General features: G+C 50.7%; 17 protein-coding genes, 1 tRNA gene and 1 pseudogene. 6 read left to right on the top strand and 13 right to left on the bottom strand.

Annotated elements, in window-relative coordinates; all coding sequences use genetic code 11:
* The first annotated feature begins 99 nt into the window (after window positions 1-99).
* Window positions 100-1,809 (top strand): AsmA family protein, encoded by a 1,710-nt coding sequence (locus tag J4617_RS15630; RefSeq protein WP_017466070.1) that lies wholly within the window; start codon window positions 100-102, stop codon window positions 1,807-1,809.
* Window positions 1,810-1,911: 102 nt separating this feature from the next.
* Here J4617_RS15630 and yicI read toward each other — a convergent pair whose 3' ends face one another.
* Window positions 1,912-4,230, bottom strand: coding sequence for an alpha-xylosidase (gene yicI, locus J4617_RS15625; RefSeq protein WP_017466069.1), 2,319 nt, complete (start codon window positions 4,228-4,230; stop codon window positions 1,912-1,914).
* Window positions 4,231-4,241: 11 nt separating this feature from the next.
* Window positions 4,242-5,624 carry a glycoside-pentoside-hexuronide family transporter gene (locus J4617_RS15620; RefSeq protein ID WP_017466068.1) on the bottom strand — a complete coding sequence of 461 codons (1,383 nt, stop codon included), beginning with the start codon at window positions 5,622-5,624 and terminating at the stop codon, window positions 4,242-4,244.
* A 287-nt stretch (window positions 5,625-5,911) separates the two neighbouring features.
* On the opposite strand from J4617_RS15620, the gene J4617_RS15615 reads away from it, so the two are divergent.
* Window positions 5,912-6,006 (top strand) — tRNA-Sec (locus J4617_RS15615).
* A 35-nt stretch (window positions 6,007-6,041) separates the two neighbouring features.
* Here the strand turns inward: J4617_RS15615 and J4617_RS15610 are convergent.
* A pseudogene (locus J4617_RS15610) lies at window positions 6,042-6,381 on the bottom strand (transposase); the annotation flags it as partial.
* A gap of 1,247 nt (window positions 6,382-7,628) precedes the next feature.
* Here J4617_RS15610 and J4617_RS15605 point away from each other — a divergent pair.
* Window positions 7,629-8,246, top strand: coding sequence for a helix-turn-helix transcriptional regulator (locus J4617_RS15605; protein WP_017465918.1), 618 nt, complete (start codon window positions 7,629-7,631; stop codon window positions 8,244-8,246).
* A 74-nt stretch (window positions 8,247-8,320) separates the two neighbouring features.
* Complete coding sequence (gene misL / locus J4617_RS15600) at window positions 8,321-11,173, top strand: intestinal colonization autotransporter adhesin MisL (RefSeq protein ID WP_017465919.1); 2,853 nt, start codon at window positions 8,321-8,323, stop codon at window positions 11,171-11,173.
* 94 nt (window positions 11,174-11,267) lie between these two features.
* On the opposite strand, the gene J4617_RS15595 is transcribed toward misL, so the two are convergent.
* Complete coding sequence (locus tag J4617_RS15595; RefSeq protein ID WP_001521985.1) at window positions 11,268-11,732, bottom strand: hypothetical protein; 465 nt, start codon at window positions 11,730-11,732, stop codon at window positions 11,268-11,270.
* Between the two features lie 10 nt (window positions 11,733-11,742).
* Window positions 11,743-12,600: a transcriptional regulator gene (locus tag J4617_RS15590; RefSeq protein ID WP_001278062.1), complete on the bottom strand. Its 858-nt coding sequence runs from the start codon at window positions 12,598-12,600 to the stop codon at window positions 11,743-11,745.
* A 783-nt stretch (window positions 12,601-13,383) separates the two neighbouring features.
* Between J4617_RS15590 and J4617_RS15580 the strand changes: the two genes are divergently transcribed.
* Window positions 13,384-14,064 (top strand): isochorismatase family protein, encoded by a 681-nt coding sequence (locus J4617_RS15580; protein ID WP_000106461.1) that lies wholly within the window; start codon window positions 13,384-13,386, stop codon window positions 14,062-14,064.
* A 228-nt stretch (window positions 14,065-14,292) separates the two neighbouring features.
* On the opposite strand, the gene cigR is transcribed toward J4617_RS15580, so the two are convergent.
* From cigR to J4617_RS15560, 5 genes are all read right to left on the bottom strand, one after another.
* Window positions 14,293-14,772: an anti-virulence regulatory inner membrane protein CigR gene (cigR, locus tag J4617_RS15575; RefSeq protein WP_001065324.1), complete on the bottom strand. Its 480-nt coding sequence runs from the start codon at window positions 14,770-14,772 to the stop codon at window positions 14,293-14,295.
* 101 nt (window positions 14,773-14,873) lie between these two features.
* Window positions 14,874-14,960, bottom strand: a complete 87-nt coding sequence (mgtU, locus tag J4617_RS23145) for a magnesium transporter protection protein MgtU (RefSeq protein WP_252515021.1) — start codon at window positions 14,958-14,960, stop codon at window positions 14,874-14,876.
* Between the two features lie 12 nt (window positions 14,961-14,972).
* A complete protein-coding gene (mgtR, locus tag J4617_RS15570) occupies window positions 14,973-15,065 on the bottom strand; it encodes a protein MgtR (protein WP_001082117.1) in 93 nt (30 codons plus the stop codon).
* Between the two features lie 21 nt (window positions 15,066-15,086).
* Window positions 15,087-17,813 (bottom strand): magnesium-translocating P-type ATPase, encoded by a 2,727-nt coding sequence (mgtA, locus tag J4617_RS15565; RefSeq protein ID WP_000131288.1) that lies wholly within the window; start codon window positions 17,811-17,813, stop codon window positions 15,087-15,089.
* Window positions 17,814-18,032: 219 nt separating this feature from the next.
* Window positions 18,033-18,728: an MgtC family protein gene (locus J4617_RS15560; protein ID WP_000392694.1), complete on the bottom strand. Its 696-nt coding sequence runs from the start codon at window positions 18,726-18,728 to the stop codon at window positions 18,033-18,035.
* A 505-nt stretch (window positions 18,729-19,233) separates the two neighbouring features.
* Here J4617_RS15560 and J4617_RS15555 point away from each other — a divergent pair.
* The gene (locus J4617_RS15555; protein ID WP_000535970.1) at window positions 19,234-20,136 is read left to right on the top strand and encodes an EamA family transporter; all 903 of its coding nucleotides are present in this window, start codon (window positions 19,234-19,236) and stop codon (window positions 20,134-20,136) included.
* A 42-nt stretch (window positions 20,137-20,178) separates the two neighbouring features.
* On the opposite strand, the gene J4617_RS15550 is transcribed toward J4617_RS15555, so the two are convergent.
* From J4617_RS15550 to dgaE, 3 genes are all read right to left on the bottom strand, one after another.
* Window positions 20,179-21,120, bottom strand: a complete 942-nt coding sequence (locus tag J4617_RS15550; protein ID WP_000749540.1) for an Rpn family recombination-promoting nuclease/putative transposase — start codon at window positions 21,118-21,120, stop codon at window positions 20,179-20,181.
* A 235-nt stretch (window positions 21,121-21,355) separates the two neighbouring features.
* On the bottom strand, window positions 21,356-22,099 hold the full coding sequence (locus tag J4617_RS15545; RefSeq protein WP_001186147.1) for a 2-dehydro-3-deoxy-phosphogluconate aldolase: 744 nt from the start codon (window positions 22,097-22,099) through the stop codon (window positions 21,356-21,358).
* Entirely contained in the window at window positions 22,086-23,195 is a 1,110-nt protein-coding gene (dgaE, locus tag J4617_RS15540; RefSeq protein WP_000188468.1) for a D-glucosaminate-6-phosphate ammonia lyase, read from the bottom strand. The genes J4617_RS15545 and dgaE overlap by 14 nt, the downstream gene beginning before the upstream one ends.
* Between the last annotated feature and the right edge of the window lies 1 nt (window position 23,196).

Raw genomic sequence — 23,196 nt, 5'->3', positions numbered from 1 at the left:
ATTCGCCGCTGCTGTAACGCTCTTTCACCATTCCTGTCTTGAGGATTGCACGCAAATCGTGCATAAATCCCCTATGTGCATTTCACGGGATGGAAGACCATGAAATTGATTGGGAGGTTGCTTCTCTATGTGCTGATCGCCTGTTTAGTGGTGATTTTCGGCTTTTATTTTCTGCTGCAAACGCGCTGGGGCGCAGATCACATCAGCAACTGGGTATCAGAGAACAGCGGTTATCACCTCACATTCGACGTGATGGATCATCGTTTTTCCGCCCCATCCCATCTTTTACTGGAGAATGTGACCTTTGGTCGTGATGGTCAGCCTGCTACCCTGGTCGCGAAAACCGTAGATATCGGTCTGAGCATTCGCCAGTTAACCGCGCCGCTGCATGTCGACACGATCCTGTTACAGGACGGCACGCTGAATATTTCAGTGCAAACCGCCCCTTTCCCGTTTGAGGCCGACCGCCTGCAACTTCGCAATATGGCGCTCAATAGTCCCGGCAGCGAATGGCGGTTGAGCGCCCAGCGCGTTAACGGCGGCGTTATGCCCTGGCGCCCCGAAGCCGGTCGGGTATTAGGCAATAAAGCCCAGATCCAACTGAGCGCCGGTTCGCTGACGTTAAACGACGTTCCCGCCACTAATGTGCTTATTGAAGGCAGTATCGACCATAATCAGGTGATGTTAAACACCGTCGGCGCCGATATGGCGCGCGGAGCGTTAACCGGCGTCGCCCGACGTAACGCTGATGGTAGTTGGGTCGTTGAAAATCTGCGGCTGAATGATATTCGGTTACAAAGCGATAAATCCCTGAGCGAGTTTTTCGCGCCGCTGACTACGGTTCCATCTTTGCAGATTGGTCGTCTTGAAGTGACGGACTCCAGCCTGCAAGGACCAGGCTGGGCAGTCACCGATCTTGACCTGAGTTTGCGCAATCTGACTCTGCGCAAAGAAGACTGGCAAAGTCAGGAAGGTAAATTATCGATGAACGCCAGTGAGTTTATTTACGGCTCACTGCACTTGCTCGATCCAATCCTGAACGCCGAATTTTCACCACAGGGCGTTGCGCTACGCCAGTTCACCACCCGCTGGGAAGGCGGTATGGTCAGAACCTCCGGCGCCTGGTTACGCGAAGGCAAAGCGCTTATTCTGGACGATACCGCTATCGCCGGGCTGGAGTATACGCTGCCGGAAAACTGGAAGCAGTTATGGATGAAGCCGTTGCCCGACTGGTTGAACAGCCTGACGCTGAAAAAATTCAGCGCCAGCCGCAATCTGGTGATCGATATCGACCCGGCCTTCCCGTGGCAAATCACCGCTCTGGACGGCTACGGCGCAAACCTGGAGCTGGTACAACATCATCAATGGGGCGTCTGGAGCGGCAATGCGACCCTCAACGCCGCAGCGGCAACCTTTAACCGTGTGGACGTGCGCCGCCCGTCGCTGTCGTTGACGGCTAATGCCAGCACGGTCAACATCAGCGATCTGAGCGCGTTTACTGGAAAAGGGATACTGGAAGCCACTGCCAGCGTATCGCAACTGCCGCAGCGTCAGACGCAAATCAGCCTGAACGGACGCGGCGTACCAATGGATGTGCTACAGCAGTGGGGCTGGCCGGCATTACCGATTGCTGGCGATGGCAATATTCAGCTCACGGCCAGCGGCAATATTCAGGCCGATGCGCCGTTGAAACCGACGGTAAACGGGCAATTACACGCGGTCAACGCACAAAAGCAGCAGATAACGCAAACGATGCAAGCGGGCGTGGTGTCCGGCGGGGAAGTTACGTCAACGGAGCCAGCGCTGTAATTGAGGGCTTGCCCGGTGGCGCTGGCGCTTACCGGGCTTACGATTCTTGCTCATTTTTAGGCCGGATAAGCGCAGCTCACGGCGCCATCCGGCGATTCAGATTTAAAGCGTAATCACCACTTCATTTCCCTGCGGGGTGATCACTACGCCCAGTTCACTTTCCGCATATGAACCGCATTTAGTACCGCTAATCTGCGTAATATTACGCAGACACAGCGTCCAGTTGCGCGCCTCGCCTTCGCCGCTCACCGTAATGGTACTGCCGGTGCGTTTTGCCTGCAGCGTAAAGATAGTCGAACCATCCGTAGCAGGGACTTCGCAGACCGCTTCGCAACCGTCATCCAGATGGAATAACTGGAAGGCCGTACCCTCATGCCAGGCGTAATCGGGCTTCTGGCTATTGTTGCCCAGCGCCAGTAGTGTATTGTCACGCACATACACTGGCAGGCTCAGGAAGTCATGCTGCTGTTTATGCCAGCGACTGCCCTGCACTTCATCGTTGCGCCACAGGTGCGTCCAGCGGCCTTCTGGCAGGTAGAACTCCACGTCGCCCGCTTCACTAAATACCGGCGCTACCATGACCGCATCTCCCAGCATGTACTGGCGATCAAGATAATCACACGCCGGATCGTCCGGGAACTCCAGCATCATCGCCCGCATCATTGGCGTACCGGCTTCGTTGGCGCGCGCCGCTTCCCGATACAGATACGGCATCATCCGGCACTTCTGTTCGGTGAAGAAGCGCACCACGTCACAGGACTCGTCGTCATAGGCCCACGGAACCCGGTAGGATTTGCTACCGTGCAGGCGGCTGTGGCTGGAGAGCAAGCCGAATGCGCACCAACGCTTGTAGACATGCGCCGGCGCGGTATTCTCGAATCCGCCAATATCATGACTCCAGAAGCCAAACCCTGACAGGCCGATGGACAGCCCGCCGCGCAGGCTTTCCGCCATCGATTCGTAGTTGGCGTAGCAGTCGCCGCCCCAGTGCACCGGGAACTGTTGCGCGCCCACCGAGGCGGAACGGGCGAACAGCACCGCCTCTTCAACGCCGACGGTCTCTTTCAGCACGTTCCACACCAGTTCGTTGTAGATGTAGGCATAATGGTTGTGCATTTTCTGTGGATCTGAACCATCAAACCACTGCACATCCGTTGGAATGCGTTCGCCGAAGTCAGTTTTGAAGCAGTCCACTCCCATCTCCACCAGGCCCTTCAGCTTGTCGGCATACCATTCGCAGGCTTGCGGGTTGGTGAAGTCGTAAATCGCCAGTCCCGGCTGCCATTTATCCCACTGCCACAAGGAGCCGTCCGGGCGTTTTAGCAAATATCCTTTCTCTTTCAGCTCCTGGAAGACCGGGGATTTCTGGCCGATGTAGGGGTTAATCCACACGCAGACTTTCAGCCCTTTCGCTTTCAGACGGCGAATCATCCCTTTCGGATCGGGGAAAGTCACCGGGTCCCATTCAAAATCGCACCACTGGAAAGCCTTCATCCAGAAACAGTCGAAGTGGAAGACGTGCAGCGGCAGATTGCGCTCGGCCATACCATCGATAAAGCTGTTAACGGTCGCTTCGTCGTAGTTGGTGGTGAATGAGGTGGTCAGCCACAGGCCAAACGACCAGGCGGGCGGCAGCGCCGGACGACCCGTAAATTGGGTATAGCGGTTCAGCACGTCTTTCGGGGTCGGGCCGTCGATGACGAAGTATTCCAGATACTCGCTCTCAACGCTGAACTGAACTTTGGAGACTTTCTCGGAGCCAATTTCAAACGACACGCACTGCGGATGATTCACCAGCACACCGTAGCCACGGTTGGTGATATAGAACGGGATGTTCTTGTAAGACTGCTCGGTACTGGTGCCGCCGTCACGGTTCCAGGTCTCCACCGTCTGACCGTTGCGCACCAGCGCGGTAAAACGCTCGCCAAGCCCGTAGACGGTTTCGCCCACGCCGAGATCCAGACGCTCGAACATGTAGTTGCGCCCGCTGTTGGTATCCTGCACATAGCCGTTATTCTTCAACTGGCTACCGGTGATACGTACACCGTTGCGCAGAAAATCCAGTGACCAGAGCTCGCCTTTGGTGACGCGCACGCTCAGGCTGCCGCTCTTGAGTTCGGCAAATTCGGCGTTGTTCTGCATCTCCACGTTGATATCTTGCAAGACATTGAGCGGATAATGTGGGCCGTTATCCAAAGCGCCCTGGAAGTGTTCCATCCGTACACCTATCACTCCTTCCTGCGGCGAGAAAAAGCGCAGGGTAAACAACGGGGTATCCAGTTGCCAGGTTCGTTCGCGGACATCGCGCGGCGCGGCATAGACCACCATCTCATTCCCGTGCTGTTCAACGTCGAACACCTGAACCGGGTGAATCAAATTAAGGCCAGGCTGGATCAGCCAGTTTCCGTCGCTAATTTTCATAGTCTGTTCCTTTAGTTCTGCAATTCTTTATGGGTAAATTCTTGTTCGTTGCGGTGTGCGCCCTGCGCCAGTTGTTCCAGAATGGTTTTCAGGAACGGGCTTTTCAGGGTGTAGTAGCGTTTAGCGATCGCGGCGCTCAGCAGATAACAGATGGCCGGAACGATAGTGAACAGAGCGATGATGATGCTGATCGTGGCGCTGTTTTGCGTTTTCGCCGCCGCGTCGTAACCGCCGCCTGCCAGCATCCAGCCAATCAGCGCCCCGCCGAGGGCAAGACCCAGTTTCAGCACGAACAACGTGCCGGCAAAACTGATCCCCGTCAGGCGTTTGCCGTTACACCATTCGCCGTAGTCGACGGTGTCAGACATCATCACCCACTGGATAGGCGTGACTAACTGGTGCAATACGCCAATCACAAAGATAAAGATGAACATAGCGATCGTGGCGTGCATCGGTACGAAGAACATCGCCACGCTGATTACTGCGAGTAAGGCGTTGGTCCACCAGAAAACGCTCACTTTGCATTTCCAGTCGGTCAACGGTTTTGCCAGCGCCGAGCCAATCAGGTTGCCGACGCAATAGGTGGTGAGGAAGGCGACAAACACGCCCGGTTTGCCCAATATCCAGGTGACGTAATACATCATCGCCCCGCCGCGCACGCATACCGCCAGAATATTCAGGATGGTGAGCAGGCCGACTATGCGCCACTGGTCGTTGTGCCAGATATCACGCAGGTCTTCACGCATGGAGGTATGGGTGGCAGGCGCTTCAACGCGCTCTTTGGTGGTAAAGAAGCAGAACGCCAGCATCAGGAACGCCACCACCGAGAGCGCTGCGATACCCCCCTGGAAGCCCAGCGCCTTATTCTCGCCGCCAATCAGTTTCACCAGAGGCATCATCAGTACGGTAGAGAGCATTCCGCCCGCCGTTGCCAGCACAAAGCGCCAGGATTGCAGGGAGATACGCTGCGTTGGATCATTGGTTATTACACCCCCCAACGCGCAGTAAGGGATGTTGACCACAGTGTACAGAAGGGTGAGCAACGTGTAGGTGATGGCGGCATAAATCATTTTGCCGTTCAGACTGAGATCCGGCGTGCTATAAGCCAGCACACAAACGATACCAAACGGCAACGCGCCAAACAGCACCCAGGGTCGGAATTTGCCCCAGCGAGAGCGGGTACGGTCGGCCAGCAGGCCCATGCAAGGGTCGGAGATGGCATCAAGCGCACGCGCCAGTAAAAACATGGTGCCAACAAAACCAGCGGGAATGCCGAAAATATCGGTATAGAAGAACATCATATATAACATGACGTTATCAAAGATGATGTGGCTGGCGGCATCGCCCATACCATAGCCAATCTTCTCCTTAACGGAGAGAATTTCACTTTTCATTACGCATCCTTAACGCTCACAACGCTCACTGATACCGGTTACAGTTTTTGTAAACCTTCCCTGCGAGCGTGAATATTCCGTTATTTGGTTATCAAATTACGATTCTTGTTTTCTGTGATCAGGGTAGCGTCAAAAAGTGTGATGAAATGTAACTAATGGATTTTATGGGGGTTTATATGAAACCGATCATGGCAGAAGGAAAGGGAAGTTAAAAAAGCACGGGAGGGGATGTGGAAACGCCAGGAAGTAGCTATAATGCGCGCGCCTCCATGTAGCAATCGAGGCGCGGAAGATCGTCGTCTCCGGTGAGGCGGCTGGACTTCAAATCCAGTTGGGGCCGCCAGCGGCCCCGGGCAGGTTCGACTCCTGTGATCTTCCGCCAATTAGCCTCTTCTGACCTCAATAAAATGAATCGCCACGCGCCCGTGGACTTCGGTATCCGACCTGAGCCTTTATCTCCACACGTTGCATCAACCACCAGACTTTGTTTACACCGCATTGTTCCCGATATCCAGCAGATCGAGACAGATCTTGCGATAACCATAAACACAGCCCGATTCCAGCCAGAACTGCCTGTATGCCCCGTCAGTCTCAGGTCAACATGATGCCGTCGTGAATGTGGCGGCTTTATCCAGGCGTAAAGACTATGGATAGTAATATCAAGACGTGTTGCGACGCTGGAAACAGAATGGCCGCGCTCAATAACCTGTTTTACCACTTTAATTTTAAACGCTTCGGGATAACATTTACCGCTCATGGGCTCCTCTCTTTAAGTCATCTTAAATGACTCAGCGGTGTCTGTTAAACCTGTGGCGATTCCCTCCTCCGTTTTATCCAGACGAAATTATCCTGATAATGCGCTGTAGCGGCTGAATGACTTAATATCACATCAACCTAAACACTGAATAGTTTCTCAATTACCTGATTTTTCATTGTTATCTATTAGATACTGCAAGCATTTTATCTTTATACCCTTTCTCTCCCATACGTCCTGTTTATTCATAACCCCTCCCATTATTATATTTCAGCAGTAAAATATCCGTATACATTCTTATACCATGTGCTCATATTACTCCACATAATCGTGCTACTCACATTTAGAGATCACGTAATCGATCTGCTGACGAAGGAATCTCTATGCGTAAAGCCCGTCTCACTGAGCATCAGAACATCGCCGTAATTAAGTTGGCCGAAGCCGGATGAATGGTTAAAGATATCTGCCCTGAGGCGGATATTTGTGAAGTGACTGACTATATCTATGGACATTGGGTTTCACCACATCCTGTTTCTCACTAATGTGCTCCGGGAAAGAGTTTTCATCAGATGAGCGATTGAAAAGAGAAGCCAGAAGCTGAAGTTGTTTCGACCAATAAGTCTGTCACTTGCTCAGACTGTCACGATCAGAATTAAGTCAGATCAACTTATTGGCAAGGTATGACTCCCGGCGTTAAGTTACAAGATTTTCTCATGGCATTAACATTACACTCCCTTAAAGTTTACATGCGTCTCTATAAAATAGTCTTAAATTTGTATATAAGAAGTTGATGAGAGCACAAATGTCACCATTAAGTCATTGAATAACAATGCAATAAAAGAAAAAATCTTAAATTAGCTTTTAATAATAAGAATTCATTACAGGTTTACAGGAATTACTTTTATATTTCATCACATCACCCCGATAGTGACAAAGGCAGCAGACAGATGGTATTGAGAACCGTTATTTATCACTCTCATGATTTAGCAAATAGTGCTGTTTTAAGATTTTTTATGATATTGGAGATACTGTATAAAAATCTCAATGCTTGAAATACAAATCCGAAATGATGTATTACGACTGTCGGATCTGTCATGGTTTTTTAAAGCTGTATTTTAGTGCTTTCCAGGAGTTTATGACACTGACAATATTTCGCGACTTTTGACAGCCGTAGCACTGTATATTATCTGGATTGACACATTTATTTACCAATGAAATATTAATAGAAACATCGACGGGAGTCGTTCAGGATGATGAGAAAGCCTTCACAAATTGTCCATTGCATTAGTTGCGATTTATCCTGTCAATTATTTCCTGACAGCGCAGTACGGGTGCAATACTGTCATAATGCGGCATTTTCCATCTGGCCAGATGGTAATGCTTTCCTGAAAAAAGGGTTTATTGAAAAATTATTGCTTGATAGACACAATCATTTATCCAACGGTTTTATCTTTGTTGATTTTTCTTTCCCGAATCTTCGACGATTTACCGATTTGCAATGGGCTGACAGTCTGGCAGACAGTGGCATGCATATTGTCCTGATTTCTGACAGAAGTTTAACTCCGCTGGCCAATTACTGGATTTTGAAAAGCAATAAAATACAAGGAATTATTTATTCCGATGACGATGATATTGTGCAACAGCAAAAGATGCACCGCTTGTTTACCGGTCGGCTTGCCAACAGTAAACGTGGACGAACGCTTAACTATACGGAATTTATATTACTGAAGCGCTTTGTATCAGGAATAAGTATTCAGCAGATTGTAAATATTGACAATATTGATATTAAGAAACTTTATGTGCATAAGCTGCGGCTTGAAAATAAGCTAGGGCATAGCATTCATAAAATAATATCAAATATTTTATAGATCCGTTTCCATTTTTATTATTTCCATATTATTGCGATGTGGAAGACGCTTTACGCCATAATGCAGGAGGCAGAATGCCAACTCCCCAAAATTACTCATTCATCGCCATAGCGGTATCAGCAGCATTAGCCTCTATGGTATTTCCCTCCCAGGCGGCCTGGGTTGACGTTGATAGTCTGCCATCCAGTGGGCTGGTCAGCCAGTTGCCGCCGGAATTACAGGCTATTATTCCCGCTCAGGCCAGTACCGGTTTCACCAAAGTCGGTACTATGCCCAACTACGTTTATCAGTGGAACACCGGCACCATCCCGGTTTATGGCAATGGCCTCACGCTTAATGGGCCGGGCGCGGAGGCGTTTGAACACACTGTCACGGTTATTCAGAACAGCGGGACGGGAAGTCCGGGCGTGATTTTTGGCAACGACCTGGCCATTCGGACGCAGTCGGCGAATGCCGCGAATAATGGTAGAGACGTCGATGGCATCCGTACTCACGGCGCAAATACTCCGGATAACCCGGTATTTATTATTACCGGTGACCGTACCAACATCTACGTGGATGGTCAGGATGGTGACGGTATTAACGCCGGATATAACTCACTGGGCCAGGGTTGGACCGGATCGGCCAATATTTACGTCGGCGACGATCTGTATATCAAAACAACAGGTAGCCAGGGACGTGGAATTACAGCTAACGCCATGCGGGATGCGTCACGTGCCAAAAATACGATTGTCGTCGGCAATCGTGCACATATTGTTACTACCGGCGACAGTTCGGAGGGGCTGCGTACCGGACAAAGCGGTTCGTTGATTCGTCTGGGTGACGATGCAACCATCGAAACCTCCGGCGCATCCTCAACGGGGATTTACGCAGCATCCTCCTCCAGAACCGAGCTTGGCAACAACGCTACTATTACGGTGAACGGTGCCAGCGCACACGCGGTATATGCAACTAACGCTACCGTTAATTTGGGAGAGAATGCCACTATTAGCGTTAACAGCGCCAGTAAGGCTGCATCCTATAGTAAAGCTCCTGCCGGTTTATACGCCCTCTCCCGAGGCGCCATTAATCTGGCAGGCGGTGCGGCTATTACTATGGCGGGCGATAACAGTAGCGAAAGTTACGCCATCAGCACGGAAACTGGCGGCATTGTTGACGGTTCTTCAGGAGGTCGTTTCGTCATCGACGGTGATATTCGTGCTGCTGGCGCCACTGCTGCCAGCGGTACGCTACCGCAGCAGAACAGTACGATTAAGCTCAATATGACGGACAACTCGCGATGGGACGGGGCGTCATACATCACCAGCGCTACGGCGGGCACAGGCGTTATCTCTGTACAAATGAGCGATGCGACCTGGAATATGACCAGCAGCTCAACGCTCACTGACCTGACGCTGAATAGTGGCGCAACCATTAACTTCAGCCATGAAGATGGCGAACCATGGCAAACGCTCACCATCAATGAAGATTATGTAGGCAACGGCGGTAAGCTGGTCTTTAATACTGTGCTCAACGATGATGATTCCGAAACGGACAGGCTGCAGGTTCTCGGCAATACTTCAGGCAACACATTTGTTGCAGTAAATAATATTGGAGGAGCCGGGGCGCAAACCATTGAAGGTATTGAAATTGTTAACGTTGCTGGCAATTCCAACGGTACTTTCGAAAAAGCAAGCCGTATTGTTGCCGGAGCCTATGACTACAACGTGGTGCAGAAAGGTAAAAACTGGTATCTGACCAGCTACATTGAGCCGGACGAACCGATTATTCCCGATCCGGTGGACCCTGTTATTCCCGATCCGGTAGACCCTGATCCAGTAGACCCGGTTATCCCTGACCCTATTATTCCCGATCCGGTGGACCCTGATCCAGTAGACCCTGAGCCAGTAGACCCGGTCATCCCTGATCCGACAATTCCTGACATAGGGCAATCTGACACACCGCCGATAACAGAACATCAGTTCCGTCCGGAAGTGGGCAGCTATCTTGCCAACAACTATGCGGCAAATACGCTGTTCATGACGCGTCTCCATGACCGTCTGGGTGAAACCCAGTACACCGACATGCTGACGGGTGAGAAGAAGGTCACCAGCCTGTGGATGCGTAACGTCGGCGCCCATACTCGCTTCAACGATGGCAGCGGGCAGCTAAAAACCCGCATCAACAGCTATGTGTTACAACTGGGAGGCGATCTGGCACAGTGGAGCACTGACGGTCTTGACCGTTGGCATATTGGTGCAATGGCAGGTTATGCCAACAGCCAGAACCGCACGCTGTCGTCCGTGAGTGACTATCATTCCCGTGGTCAAGTCACCGGTTACAGCGTCGGCCTTTACGGCACCTGGTATGCTAACAATATCGATCGGTCTGGGGCTTATGTGGATACCTGGATGCTGTACAACTGGTTTAATAACAAGGTGATGGGTCAGGATCAGGCCGCTGAGAAATATAAATCCAAAGGAATTACCGCCTCGGTTGAAGCCGGTTACAGCTTCAGGTTAGGTGAAAGCGCGCATCAAAGCTACTGGTTGCAGCCCAAAGCGCAGGTGGTATGGATGGGCGTGCAGGCTGACGACAATCGCGAAGCCAATGGTACCCTCGTCAAGGATGATACCGCCGGTAATCTGCTAACCCGCATGGGCGTAAAAGCCTATATTAACGGCCACAATGCTATTGATGACAATAAATCTCGAGAGTTCCAGCCGTTCGTGGAGGCGAACTGGATCCATAATACGCAGCCTGCCAGCGTGAAGATGGACGATGTCAGCAGCGATATGCGTGGTACGAAAAATATTGGTGAACTGAAAGTGGGTATTGAAGGGCAAATTACCTCGCGCCTGAACGTATGGGGTAACGTGGCGCAACAGGTAGGTGACCAAGGCTATAGTAATACCCAAGGCCTACTGGGGGTTAAATACAGTTTTTGATTCAGGTAACAACAGAGCCGCTGATCTTCAGCGGCTTTTACCCGGAAGCGCTTTCATTTGGCTGATACGTTCCATGAACGGCTCCCAAAACAGCTTAATGTGTACAGAAAAATATCGGGCGTTTCCCGATGGTGAACATAAAGCCACGATGGCCCTGAGTCAGGATGGTGTAACTGATGCTTTTCCCTGGATAGACATAAAAATCGGGTAAAACCGTCTCGATAACCGCATCGGACAGTGTTTCGTCACGCGTGACTTTGTTGATATCCGTCGATATAAAATGGGTGCTGTCTTTATTTTCACTCCATACATAGGAAACATCACGGCGGATCACGCCGCTCATTTTATTATCGACGTAATACGTTCCGCTGATGGAAACCACCCCAGTACGTTTTTTCAGCGAATACATAAAATCCAGCGTCAGGTTAGCCTGAGTGTTGTTATAAAACACAATCACAGGCGCCGTACATTTCTCTGGATCCCGGTTCTTTTCCGTATACAAATGAAAAAGATGCCCAAGCCCTACTCCCAGAAACAGTAGCGTCAGGCAGGCTAACATCAGTGCCTTTTTACCCATGTGTCACCCCGCGGAAAAAAAGCGTCACGCAGCCTGTATCACCGCGCGTTTTATAAGGTTGCTGACAAATCAATGCCGTAACCGCTGGGGTGCGACTGCTGGAAGGGAAATAGACCCATGGGTATTTCTGACAATCCATACCGGTTTTTAGAATCATTGACTTATAGCTTGCAAAGCGGCTGCCGCTTTCGATATCTTCATTCCGCGAGAAAAAATGACAGCCCTGAGTTGTTTCAACCAGCGTGTAGCGATCGTAAAAATCCTTATCGGGAACGGTTTGCCAGCTTATAGTGCCAAGCAAAATACCGACAGCAAATGTCCCGGTCATCCAAAGTACAGGTACATAATGTTTAAACCAACGCCCTGACATACGCGGTGGCGTCTCACCCTTTTTTTCTATTGCCTGAGCGAAGTCTTTGCGGATGGTCATGAGGCTCACACCTGGCTCAATCTGAAAGCCTCTACGCGGAACCGTGATTATCAGCGTATCTTCATTTTCGCCAACGGTACGTAATCCGCGGCGAATAATGGAGATATTCTGATAAAGCGTATTTGCCGACACCACCATGCCGTCTTCTTCCCACACTTTTTGAAAGAATGTTTGTTGTGAGACGACGGAGGGGGCGTTTTCCAGCAGAAGGCGCAAGCAGCGGCTGGCGGGCGTTGTCAGAATAATGTTGAGATCTGGCCTCGATAATGAAGCCAGGCGATTCATTTCTGGATTAAATTCAATATTATCGTTAATTATCCATAACATCGCATTGTTACCATGCCAAAACATAACGTAGTTGGAGAGGGTTAATAGACACCACTGAGTATAGTCTGATGCTGTGGCTGCGTAGCAGGACATGGATTGTCCCCTGCACATACCGATCATATAGAAGAGCGAGAGGCATAAGACATTAACAGGTAAGCGTAGACACCGCTTTTCTCATTATAGCAGACTCAGGGGTGAAAGTACGTTTGGTTTTCTTGTTCGTTAAGTCTCCTGTTTTGTATTGAGGTGAGAATATCACCTTTAATCAAGTGGCCAAATTTACTGTGCCACTACGCTTTAATATCTTATATATAAATCATGAGAAAAAATATCCTGATAATCTACCCCACATGAAAGACAAGGTTTTATTCAATGTGTTCCTATAATGGCTTGTAATATCCCAAAAAGCAGCACTCGTTATATAGGGATAGTTTCCAATTTATTAAGAGTTACAGTAGCCATACTTAATAAAAGCACGCTTCCCACTTAATATTTAAGCTGTGCTTTATGTTATTTAAATATAAATAAGTTAATCCTTAACCAACATATTTCAAATTTATACTAAATAATTTTAAAACTATCTATCAGAAACAATTTGTAGGGGCATAGTTTGTTTTTTCAATCAATAATCCTCTCTGACATGTAAAATAGAAACATTTATTCATAATATGAATATTGTTGTGATAACAAATTCGCGTGAAAGTAAATCGACTGAAGGTGATGCCGATGAATATTCCTTCAGAAAGAACTCAACAGGTTAATCCAGAATCGGCAACGGATTACTGTCATCAGCTTAAAAACGGAAATCGCCCCAGCGATTAATGACTTTAACACTGATAGTGACTATCAGTGAAAGGCAACAACAAGGAATGAATTATGTCTACACCCGCGAATTTTAACGGTCAACGCCCTGCCATTGATGCTAACGACGCAGTAATGCTGCTGATTGATCACCAAAGTGGCCTGTTTCAGACCGTCGGCGACATGCCGATGCCGGAATTACGCGCGCGCGCCGCGGCGCTGGCTAAGATCGCCACCTTATGCAATATGCCGGTCATTACTACCGCATCCGTACCACAGGGACCGAATGGTCCGCTGATTCCGGAAATCCATGCGAATGCGCCCCACGCGCAATATGTCGCGCGTAAAGGGGAAATTAATGCCTGGGATAATGCCGATTTTGTACAAGCGGTAAAAGCGACAGGCCGTAAAACGCTGATCATCGCTGGCACTATTACCAGTGTCTGCATGGCTTTCCCAGCCATCAGCGCCGTCGCGGAAGGGTACAAGGTATTTGCGGTAATTGATGCCTCCGGTACGTACAGTAAAATGGCGCAGGAAATTACGATGGCCCGCGTGGTACAGGCGGGCGTAGTACCAATGGATACCGCGGCGGTAGCCTCTGAGCTGCAACGTACCTGGAATCGGGAAGATGCCGCAGAATGGGCGGATGTATATACCAAAATATTCCCGGCCTATCAGCTACTGATTGAAAGTTATACCAAAGCGCAGGAAGTAGTAAAAAATAATGAACTGCTGGATTCTCAACGCGCATAAATAACGCCCTGAAGAGGCTAAATAGCCCCATTTAATGGGGCTATTTTACTTGCCATTTTGGACCTGGGCAGTGCTCGCCAAAACGCGTTAGCGTTTTGAACGCCGCTTGCGGCGGCCCGAAGGGCGAGCGTAGCGAGTCAAACCTCACGTACTACGTGTACGCTCCGGTTTTTGCGCGCTGTCCGTGTCCAAACTGGCTGCGCCAATAACGCCTGGTGGGATAGGCTCTTAATCAAATACGCCATTAATAATCGCCGTGACCACCGCGGTACTGAGCGCGATCAGCACCAGATTATCCCCAACGATTTTCCACTCATAGCCCGGATAATAAGGTAATTGTCCCAGCATAGACGCCGGCACCGTTTTTTTAGCGATTCCCGGCGGCAGCGGTTTTCCTCTCGCCAGGTTTTTCGCAATCCCCGGAGGTAAAGACTGATAACCCGTCAGCCCTAAATTCACTGCCAGTTGCCTAGCGACAGCGTAGCTAATGTCCGACTCGACGTGATCCGGTTTACCGCCATTTTTACGGTGTTCCGTTTTTTGCCCGGCATTTCCTTTATGTCCGTTACCGTTATTACCCTGATTAGCCGCGTTATTACCATGTCCGCCGCCATTACCATTTCCCGGATTCGCCAGCACAGGCGTAGCGCTCAGGGAAAACGTAATCAACGTCGCCAGGACGGCGGTTAAACCACGACGATTATTCATGATATTGCCCTTCTGATGTGGGATACCATGAAAATAGCGCCCCGCCATAAAAAGAACAACTACATCGATTCTTATTTTAAGCGGGGCTCGCCAACAGCAGCTTATCGTATCCAGATAGTCAGTAAAATCAGGATGATTGCTATCAGGACAACCTGATAAAAAATTTTGTCCAACCCTCTTTTTTGCATGGCGTCACCTCGTTAGAAAACGATTTGCCAGAGGGCTAAACACAACACCAACAGGCTAATCAGTAAAAATATCAGCGCGATGATTTTATCGGGTGAGCGATTCATCTGGTCGATCCTCAAACATCATTAAAACCACTGGCCAAAGCGTTTGATATAAAAGCGCTTCATGCCTTGCGCCACCAGACAGTAGCTCAATAATGTCGCCACCAACCATGGGAAGTAGCTCAGTGGCAGCGGCTCCAGTCCAACCATCGCGCCCAGAGGTGAGAATGGAATATAAATGCCTATCGCCATAATCAAGCCGGTCGTCAATAATACCGGCAACGTCGCCCGACTTTGGATAAACGGTATTTTCTGCGTCCTTAGCATATGCACGACCAGTGTCTGCGAGAGCAGACCCTCAATAAACCAGCCGGACTGAAAGAGCGCCTGCGCCTCTACGTTATTAGCTGCAAAGACGTACCACATCAGCGCAAAGGTTGTGATATCGAAAATAGAAGACGTTGGGCCAATCCATAGCATAAAACGACCAATATTTTTCGCGTCCCATTTCCGCGGCTTACGCAGGAACTCTTTATCCATTTTGTCCCACGGCAACGACAACTGCGAAATGTCGTACATCAAATTCTGGATCAACAGATGAATCGCCAGCATCGGCAGAAACGGAATAAACGCGCTGGCTACCAGTACCGAAAAAACATTGCCGAAATTAGAGCTGGCGGTCATATTCAGATATTTAATGATATTGCCAAAGGTTTCCCGCCCTTTGATAACGCCTTCCTCAAGCACCATGAGATCTTTTTCCAGCAGAATAATATCTGATGACTCTTTAGCAATATCGGCGGCGCTATCGACGGAAATCCCCACATCCGCATCACGAAGCGCGGGCGCGTCGTTGATCCCATCCCCAAGAAAACCAACGGTATGACCATTTTTCTGTAGCGCTTGCAAAATACGCGTTTTTTGTAACGGCGTCAGCCGGGCGAATACTGCGCGTTTCTCCACCTCAGACGCCAGTTCGGCATCTGACATCGCCTCAACCTGGGTTCCGGTCAGGATATCGTGCGTATCAATACCCACTTCCAGACAGATACGCGCCGTCACAACCGGATTATCGCCGGTGAGGACTTTGACCGCCACGCCGTTATCCCGCAACGCGGCAATAGCTTTTCCGGCGCTTTCTTTCGGCGGATCGAGAAAAGTGAGCATCCCTTCGATGGTAAGTTCGGTCTCATCCTCCACACTTAATGTCGGATTGTTCCCGGAACCATCCAGCTTACGTGTCGCTATCAGCAATACACGGAATCCCTGCGCATTGTAATCTTCGGTTTTCGCCAGCAGTAGCTCGCGGCGTGTTTCCGTCAGCGCCACCACACGATCGCCTTCGCGAAGATGGGTGGCTACCATCATCATCTCTTCAACGGCGCCTTTGCAGATCAGGCATCTGTCTCCATGCTGCGCATCCTCCACCAGGACCGATACCCGGCGACGTACAAAGTCGAATGGCAGTTCATCGCGTTTAATGAAGCGCGCTTTTGTCGATGGTGCGATTCGACCCTCGCCAAAACGCAGTATGGCGCGATCCATCACATTCCGGGCGCCGCTCTGGCTGCTACTATTCAGCCAGGCCAGCATCAATACCCGGCTGCTTTTTACACCGCTCACATCCAGATGATGCTCCAGAAAAATATTGTCCTGGGTTAAGGTGCCGGTTTTATCTGTACACAGCACATCCATCGCGCCGAAGTTTTGAATAGCGTTCAGGCGCTTGACGATCACTTTGCGCCGCGACATCGCAATCGCGCCTTTTGCCAGGTTGGAACTGACAATCATGGGCAACATTTCCGGCGTCAACCCCACCGCAACTGCCAGCGCGAACAGCGAAGCCTCTACCCAGTCTCCCTTACTGAACCCATTGATCAGCAGGACAACCGGCACCATGATCAGCATAAAGCGTATCAACAGCCAGCTCACGCTGTTGACTCCGCGATCGAAAGCCGTCTGGGTACGCGTACCCACAATGGATTTCGCCAGCGAGCCGAACCAGGTACGGCTTCCCGTCGCAACCACGACCGCTTGCGCTCTGCCGCTGGTTACATTGGTTCCCATCAGACAGATATTGCCCAAATCTAGCAGGCTTTTATCTTTATCAGGCAATTGCTCGCTGTCTTTACCTGCCACATCAGCCATAACATCGTATTTTTCTACGGGTAATGATTCACCACTAAGAATTGACTGACTGATAAAGAGATCGCGCGACGCCAGCAGTCGAACGTCGGCGGGCACCAGATCGCCTGCGGCCAGAAAAACCACATCGCCCGGCACCAGTTCTTCAATGGGAATCTCTTCCTGCACCGCGCCTATATTGCCCGGCCCACGACGCAACACCGTGGCGGTGGTGCGAACCATCTTTTTCAGCGCCTGTGCTGCTCTGTTAGTGCGAAACTCCTGCCAGAAACGCAATAACCCGCTCAAACTGACCATCGTCAGAATAATCAGCACGCCAGTGAGATCGGTCTCTTCGCCACGGCGTAACGGGAGCCAGTAATCCGTGATGAAACTAACCCCTGCCAATGCCATCAGAACGTAAATAAACGGGTTATTGAATGCCTGCAGAAGCTGAATCAGCGCCGGAGGAACTTGCTCATGCGCCACTTCATTGCGCCCATACACTTTCAACCGTTCGCTGGCCTCTTCTATCGTGAGGCCCTGACGATGGCTGTTCAGCCGCGCCAGTGTCTCCTCCGGGCTATGAAAAGCTTCCGCTTCGATCGGAAATACTTTTTTATGCTGCTTATCATTTTCTGACGCCGGGCGATTGAGTTTCCGGTTTTCAATGTTCATGTCAGTCATGATGAATCCCCAAAATTAAGGTGTAGTGTTTCCTGCATATCACGCCCGGGGAATAGTAAACTCACGATTAGAAGGTGAATGCCCCGGGAGAATTATCTATGCATAAAAAAGGTTATTGCTTACTCACTATTTTGAGTGGGTTTTATTTTATCGACTCGGGAATATCCATCATTCCCTCCTTATACGCCTGGCGTAATGTTGTAATTGAATAAAAAACTATTATTGACTATCAATGCTCCAGTGAATTGCGGTGATATTATCGTTATCACCTATTCTGGATATAATCAGCTCTCGCGTTTTACGATAATCAGCATGACCCACGAGCTCGGCACGAATTTCTTTATAGCCCTGTTCCTGAGCGGGGACCGAACCTAACCCTTGTAAACAGATCGCGGCCTCTTTTACGATATTCAGTAACCACTGACGAACCGCGCTCTCATCTTCTTTATTACAGGTTACTTTCAGGATATAACGTTTTTCTCCCTCAGCGGATATTGGGAGTTGATTTATACGCTGCGCCGCTTCACGCAATAAAATATTGGCGCAAAGAATAATGATCGTCGCCGCCAGCGCATTTTTGAACTGCCCTAAGCCGCATAACACGCCGATGCCCGCCGAACACCATAGCGTTGCCGCAGTGTTCAGCCCGCGCACATTCATCCCTTCGCGCATGATGACGCCCGCCCCCAGAAAGCCAATCCCAGAGACAATCTGCGCCGCAATTCGCCCGGGGCTGTCTGGCGATGTCGTCATGGAGCTCAGAATAAAAACGGCGGCGCCTGTCGCCACCAGCGCATTAGTGCGTAATCCCGCCATACGTTGACGCCATTGTCTTTCCGCGCCAATCAGCGCGCCCAACAGCATAGCGGCCAGTAAATTTAAAATATAAGGAAACATTAACATACGTTCCTCCATTTTTTCTGGAAGAATAAGTACGTGCTATATTTAGCACACGACAAATTTCTGCCCTGAGGCAATTAGCGTCGTGTTAACGGCGGAGGAAATAAAGCGTGTTTAAACATGAACATGACGATTACCTCGCGACAATGCGCGTGTTGTAACATTATTGGGATGACAATCGTCACAAGGGGAGATTGCTGCCCACCGGTTCGGCAAGCAGCGCAGGAATAGCGTGCGTTAACTTGCCAGATGATTTACGTAAAAGTGACTGTCCAACATATTACTCCTGCATGAATTTGCGCTTATTATAGTCAGTCAATATGTTCTGTAAAGTGCAAAGGCGGGGATAGTGACGATTTGTTTAAGTTTGTTTGATATTTTCTATGACAAAAAAATGACAATATTATGTCAATAACAGGCTCGTCTGAAATCATTAAACAATAAATTCCTGCTTAATGCCGGCGATAGCTCTGTTATGATGCCTGCACGTAAAAAAATAAAACAACATGACGAGGAAAAAATGGGTTCCACCAGAAAAGGGATGCTAAACGTCCTGATTGCCGCCGTATTGTGGGGGAGTTCAGGCGTTTGCGCGCAGTACATCATGGAGCAAAGCCGTATGTCGTCACAGTTCCTGACGATGATACGTTTGTTATTCGCCGGGCTGATACTGGTGACCTTCTCCTTTATGCACGGCGATAAGATATTTTCGATTCTTAAAAACCGCAAAGATGCCCTGAGTCTGCTGATTTTCTCCGTGGTGGGCGCGCTCACCGTTCAGCTAACCTTCCTGCTCACGATTGAAAAATCCAATGCCGCCACCGCGACAGTGCTGCAATTTTTATCGCCGACCATTATTGTAGCGTGGTTTGCATTAGCGCGAAGAACACGACCAGGCATTCTGGTCTTAACCGCCATTCTTACATCGCTTATCGGCACCTTTTTACTGGTGACTCACGGCAATCCAACATCGCTGTCGATCTCTTCAGGCGCGCTGTTCTGGGGTATCGCCTCCGCATTTGCCGCCGCCTTTTATACGACCTGGCCTTCCAGGCTAATCGCCCAATACGGCACACTGCCAGTGGTCGGCTGGAGTATGTCCTTTGGCGGCCTTATTCTGCTGCCCTTCTACGCTAAAGAAGGAACGCACTTTGCGGTGAGCGGCAGCCTGATTCTGGCCTTTTTCTACCTGGTGGTGATCGGTACGTCGCTGACGTTCAGCCTGTATTTGAAAGGCGCGCAACTGATTGGTGGCCCCAAAGCCAGCATTTTAAGCTGCGCGGAACCGTTAAGCAGCGCCCTGCTGTCGCTACTGCTGTTGGGGATTAGTTTTACCTTGCCGGACTGGCTGGGCACGCTGCTCATTCTCTCGTCAGTGATTCTGATCTCCCTCGATTCCCGTCGACGCGCGCGTGCCGCTTAACGCCGTTGATAATCACGATGACCGGGCGGAAAAGGGAAAAGTTTAATGGCGCTTTGCCTTAATCTCTTCGTCAGAAAGCCCGGTAATCATCAGCACCATCTCTCGCTCGATCCCCTGTTCCAGCATCGTATGCGCAATACGCAAGGCTTCCTCCTGCTTACCTTGATGTATACCTTGCTGTATGCCTTGTTGCACGCCTTCACGCTTACCTTTTCTGCGCCCCGATTCACGTATTCTGTCTACGATCGTCATTAATCTCTCCTTGTGTTGGGGAACACGACGCGCCACCTCGCGGATAAACTTGCCAAAACGAGGCGTGCTGCCATGCTGTATTAGCAAATAATTAAACAGCGCTTTTAGCTGACTGTCATTAGCGTTTCCCGTAATCAGAAGTACCGCTAAGCGCTCGACCAATCCCATCAGGTCGCGTTGACGTATATGCTTTTGTACCAGCTCCAGCATCGCGATACGTCGATGCTGCATAATCTCGTTATCCGGCACCACCGTAATGTCTACCAGTGGAAATGCCGTCGCATAAAGCTGACGCGCCAGTGCAGGATCGTCAAACTCATCCAGCCAGCACAGCGAAAAGGGATACGGGCTTTTCGCGCCATGGTAAAACAGCATGGGAATCACCAGCGGTAACGTTTTATGGCCAGCATCCAGATGGCGCTGCATCGCGGCAGTCGCGTAACGCATTAACCGGAACGCCATATGCGCGTCCGGCGTACTCTGATGCTCTATAACGACATAGATATAACCGTCGCCTTCACACGTTTTTAGTGACCAAAGGACATCGGAATAAAACGCGCGTAAATTTTTCTCGATAAAACTGTCCGGCGCCAGTTTCAACGTCGTCAGATCGCAACGTATTCTTAGCGAATGGGGAAGATGAATATTGAGAAAATCCCGCGCGGTATCCGGATGGCGTAAAAACGTTTTGAATACCGCATCATGAGGCGTGGACGTGGGGCTTTTTTTCATGGCGATCCGTCACCTGAGGAATAAGATGACGCCACTGTACTCGCCAAAAATACAGACAGCATTCAGGAAAATTTAACCCTGCGAGGAGGCTCGAAAGGGAATCACTGACGGCTGCAATACGTACATTTTTGCCCAGCCTGCTACGCATTATCGCCCGATAGCGTAACGCTAACCGGGCCTACAAATACACGTCATCTGTAGGCCCGGTAAACGTAGCGCTCTTCGGCGATAAATCTCACACCAGCGCTTTGACTATCTCCATCAACCGAATGACGTCTTCGGGGCGCGTATTGCCGGTTTGCGGATCGATAATCGAGCTGTAAACATGCGGCATGACGCGCGGCACGCCTGCTTCCAGGCAGGTTTGCAGGATAATACCGAAATTATCCAGTGAGATACCACCGGTCGGCTCGATGAGCGTCATGCCGTGGCGGGCGGCGGTTGTCGCCAGCGCATAGAGTTCCGGTAACGACTTTTCGCCGCCCATCGGGAAAAACTTCGCCGCATGTGCGCCCATATCCTGCATCATGCGTACCGCCGCTTCACAGGAAACGCGGGCTGGCGTTCCCTGGCTGCTGCTGACGCCGGTAGAAATCACCACCTCGCCAGGCGTTCCCGTCGGGCTGACCAGGGCGTTGATATGCGTTTGCTCGCCGCCCGTCGCCGCCAGCGCGCCCGCCGCGAAGCCGCTGCCGGTAAAGGTCTGGTTGACATGGGCCGGGTGAGTATGGGCGGCAATCATCGCCGCTTTGTAGTACTGCGCCGGGTCGCCTGCGCCCAGACCCACTGAGATAGACGGCACCTCCGCCATCCAGCGTTTCACCTCCGGCACGCCCTCTTCTACCGTAGCGAACTGCGCGGAAAGTACGCCAATGACCGCATGGCCTTCGGCGGCTTCATAGATAGCCTTCGCGTTGGCGATATCCTTTGCCAGCACGTTAATCGCTACCCGCTGACGATAAAAATTAATCTGCTGCATGTTCTGCAATCTCCCTGAGTCGCGCCACAATCAATGCCATTTCCCCTTCGGCTACCGTGCGTGGATCGAGGCTAAAAACCCCCTGATGAAGCTGATATTTGCGGGCGTAAATCGCTATCTCGCCGCCGCGCAACTGCGCTTCGACGTCCTGCGCGTTCAGCCCCAATTCAGATGCGTTCACCCGCACACGAATACGCCAGATTGCACGCCCGGCCTCATCCTGTTCGATATCGGCATAAAGTCCATGGATGGCGGAAATCGCTTCCGCGACCGGCTGTAACTGTGCTGCGGTCACGGTCGTCTGGCCCTGGTGGTAATTCTCCAGCGCATACACCAGCCCAACCATGTTTTCCTTGCCGATTTTCATTGCCCTGGCAATCCCCTGGTGCTGCGCTTTGCAGGCGGCAATCCACGTTTTCTTACCAGTGATAAACCCGGAGGTTGGCGCATTAAAGGCTTTCGCGCCGCTGTAGATAACCATATCCGCGCCGCTCGCCACCCAGCCGCGCAAATCCTCTTCCGCCGCGGCATCGACAATCAACGGCAGGTGGTTGGCCTGCGCCACCTGTACAAAATCGTCAATGCTCAACATGCCTTTCTGTACGCAATGGTGTGATTTCACATACAGTAGCGCGGCGGTCTTTTCGTTAATGGCGCTTTCCAGTTGCCAGCGGGCCGCCAGATTGCTCGACCCCACTTCCACTATGCGCCCGCCACCAAGACGAATGGCGCTGGTGACTGGCGCGCCGTAGTCCACATTATGCCCGCGCAGCATCACTACCTCATTGGCCATACCGGTACTGTCCGGCATCAGGGCGACGCGCGCCCGATCGCCGTGGGTGATAGCGGCAGCGACGGCAATGGCAATACCCGCCGAGGCGCACGAGGTGATATAGCTATCTTCAGCACCCGTATAGCGCGATACCAGTTCGCCGGTTTTTTCCACCAGCGCATCAATCTCGACGAAAGCGGAAGCCGCGCGCGCGGTGGCCTGCATGACCTCCGGCGCGACGCTTGAGACGCCCAGAATGGTCATTTTGCCGCAGGCGTTAATGACCTTTTTCAACCCCAGTTGTTGATAGATATTCGGCGTCATG

The sequence above is a fragment of the Salmonella sp. 32010601201800023SM genome, from assembly GCF_017572235.1.
Taxonomy (GTDB): domain Bacteria; phylum Pseudomonadota; class Gammaproteobacteria; order Enterobacterales; family Enterobacteriaceae; genus Salmonella; species Salmonella enterica.
The sequence above is the reverse complement of the archived record's forward strand: the minus strand, read 5'-3'. Positions and strand labels throughout refer to the sequence as shown.

Coding starts and splice junctions, on each gene's coding strand:
- mgtU (WP_252515021.1), bottom strand. CDS start 14,960: ATGCAAAAAAGAGGGTTGGACAAAATTTTTTATCAGGTTGTCCTGATA.
- J4617_RS15605 (WP_017465918.1), top strand. CDS start 7,629: ATGATGAGAAAGCCTTCACAAATTGTCCATTGCATTAGTTGCGATTTA.
- J4617_RS15545 (WP_001186147.1), bottom strand. CDS start 22,099: ATGCAGCAGATTAATTTTTATCGTCAGCGGGTAGCGATTAACGTGCTG.
- J4617_RS15555 (WP_000535970.1), top strand. CDS start 19,234: ATGGGTTCCACCAGAAAAGGGATGCTAAACGTCCTGATTGCCGCCGTA.
- yicI (WP_017466069.1), bottom strand. CDS start 4,230: ATGAAAATTAGCGACGGAAACTGGCTGATCCAGCCTGGCCTTAATTTG.
- J4617_RS15620 (WP_017466068.1), bottom strand. CDS start 5,624: ATGAAAAGTGAAATTCTCTCCGTTAAGGAGAAGATTGGCTATGGTATG.
- dgaE (WP_000188468.1), bottom strand. CDS start 23,195: ATGACGCCGAATATCTATCAACAACTGGGGTTGAAAAAGGTCATTAAC.
- cigR (WP_001065324.1), bottom strand. CDS start 14,772: ATGAATAATCGTCGTGGTTTAACCGCCGTCCTGGCGACGTTGATTACG.
- J4617_RS15580 (WP_000106461.1), top strand. CDS start 13,384: ATGTCTACACCCGCGAATTTTAACGGTCAACGCCCTGCCATTGATGCT.
- mgtR (WP_001082117.1), bottom strand. CDS start 15,065: ATGAATCGCTCACCCGATAAAATCATCGCGCTGATATTTTTACTGATT.
- mgtA (WP_000131288.1), bottom strand. CDS start 17,813: ATGACTGACATGAACATTGAAAACCGGAAACTCAATCGCCCGGCGTCA.
- J4617_RS15595 (WP_001521985.1), bottom strand. CDS start 11,732: ATGTTAGCCTGCCTGACGCTACTGTTTCTGGGAGTAGGGCTTGGGCAT.
- J4617_RS15550 (WP_000749540.1), bottom strand. CDS start 21,120: ATGAAAAAAAGCCCCACGTCCACGCCTCATGATGCGGTATTCAAAACG.
- J4617_RS15630 (WP_017466070.1), top strand. CDS start 100: ATGAAATTGATTGGGAGGTTGCTTCTCTATGTGCTGATCGCCTGTTTA.
- misL (WP_017465919.1), top strand. CDS start 8,321: ATGCCAACTCCCCAAAATTACTCATTCATCGCCATAGCGGTATCAGCA.
- J4617_RS15590 (WP_001278062.1), bottom strand. CDS start 12,600: ATGTCCTGCTACGCAGCCACAGCATCAGACTATACTCAGTGGTGTCTA.
- J4617_RS15560 (WP_000392694.1), bottom strand. CDS start 18,728: ATGGAGGAACGTATGTTAATGTTTCCTTATATTTTAAATTTACTGGCC.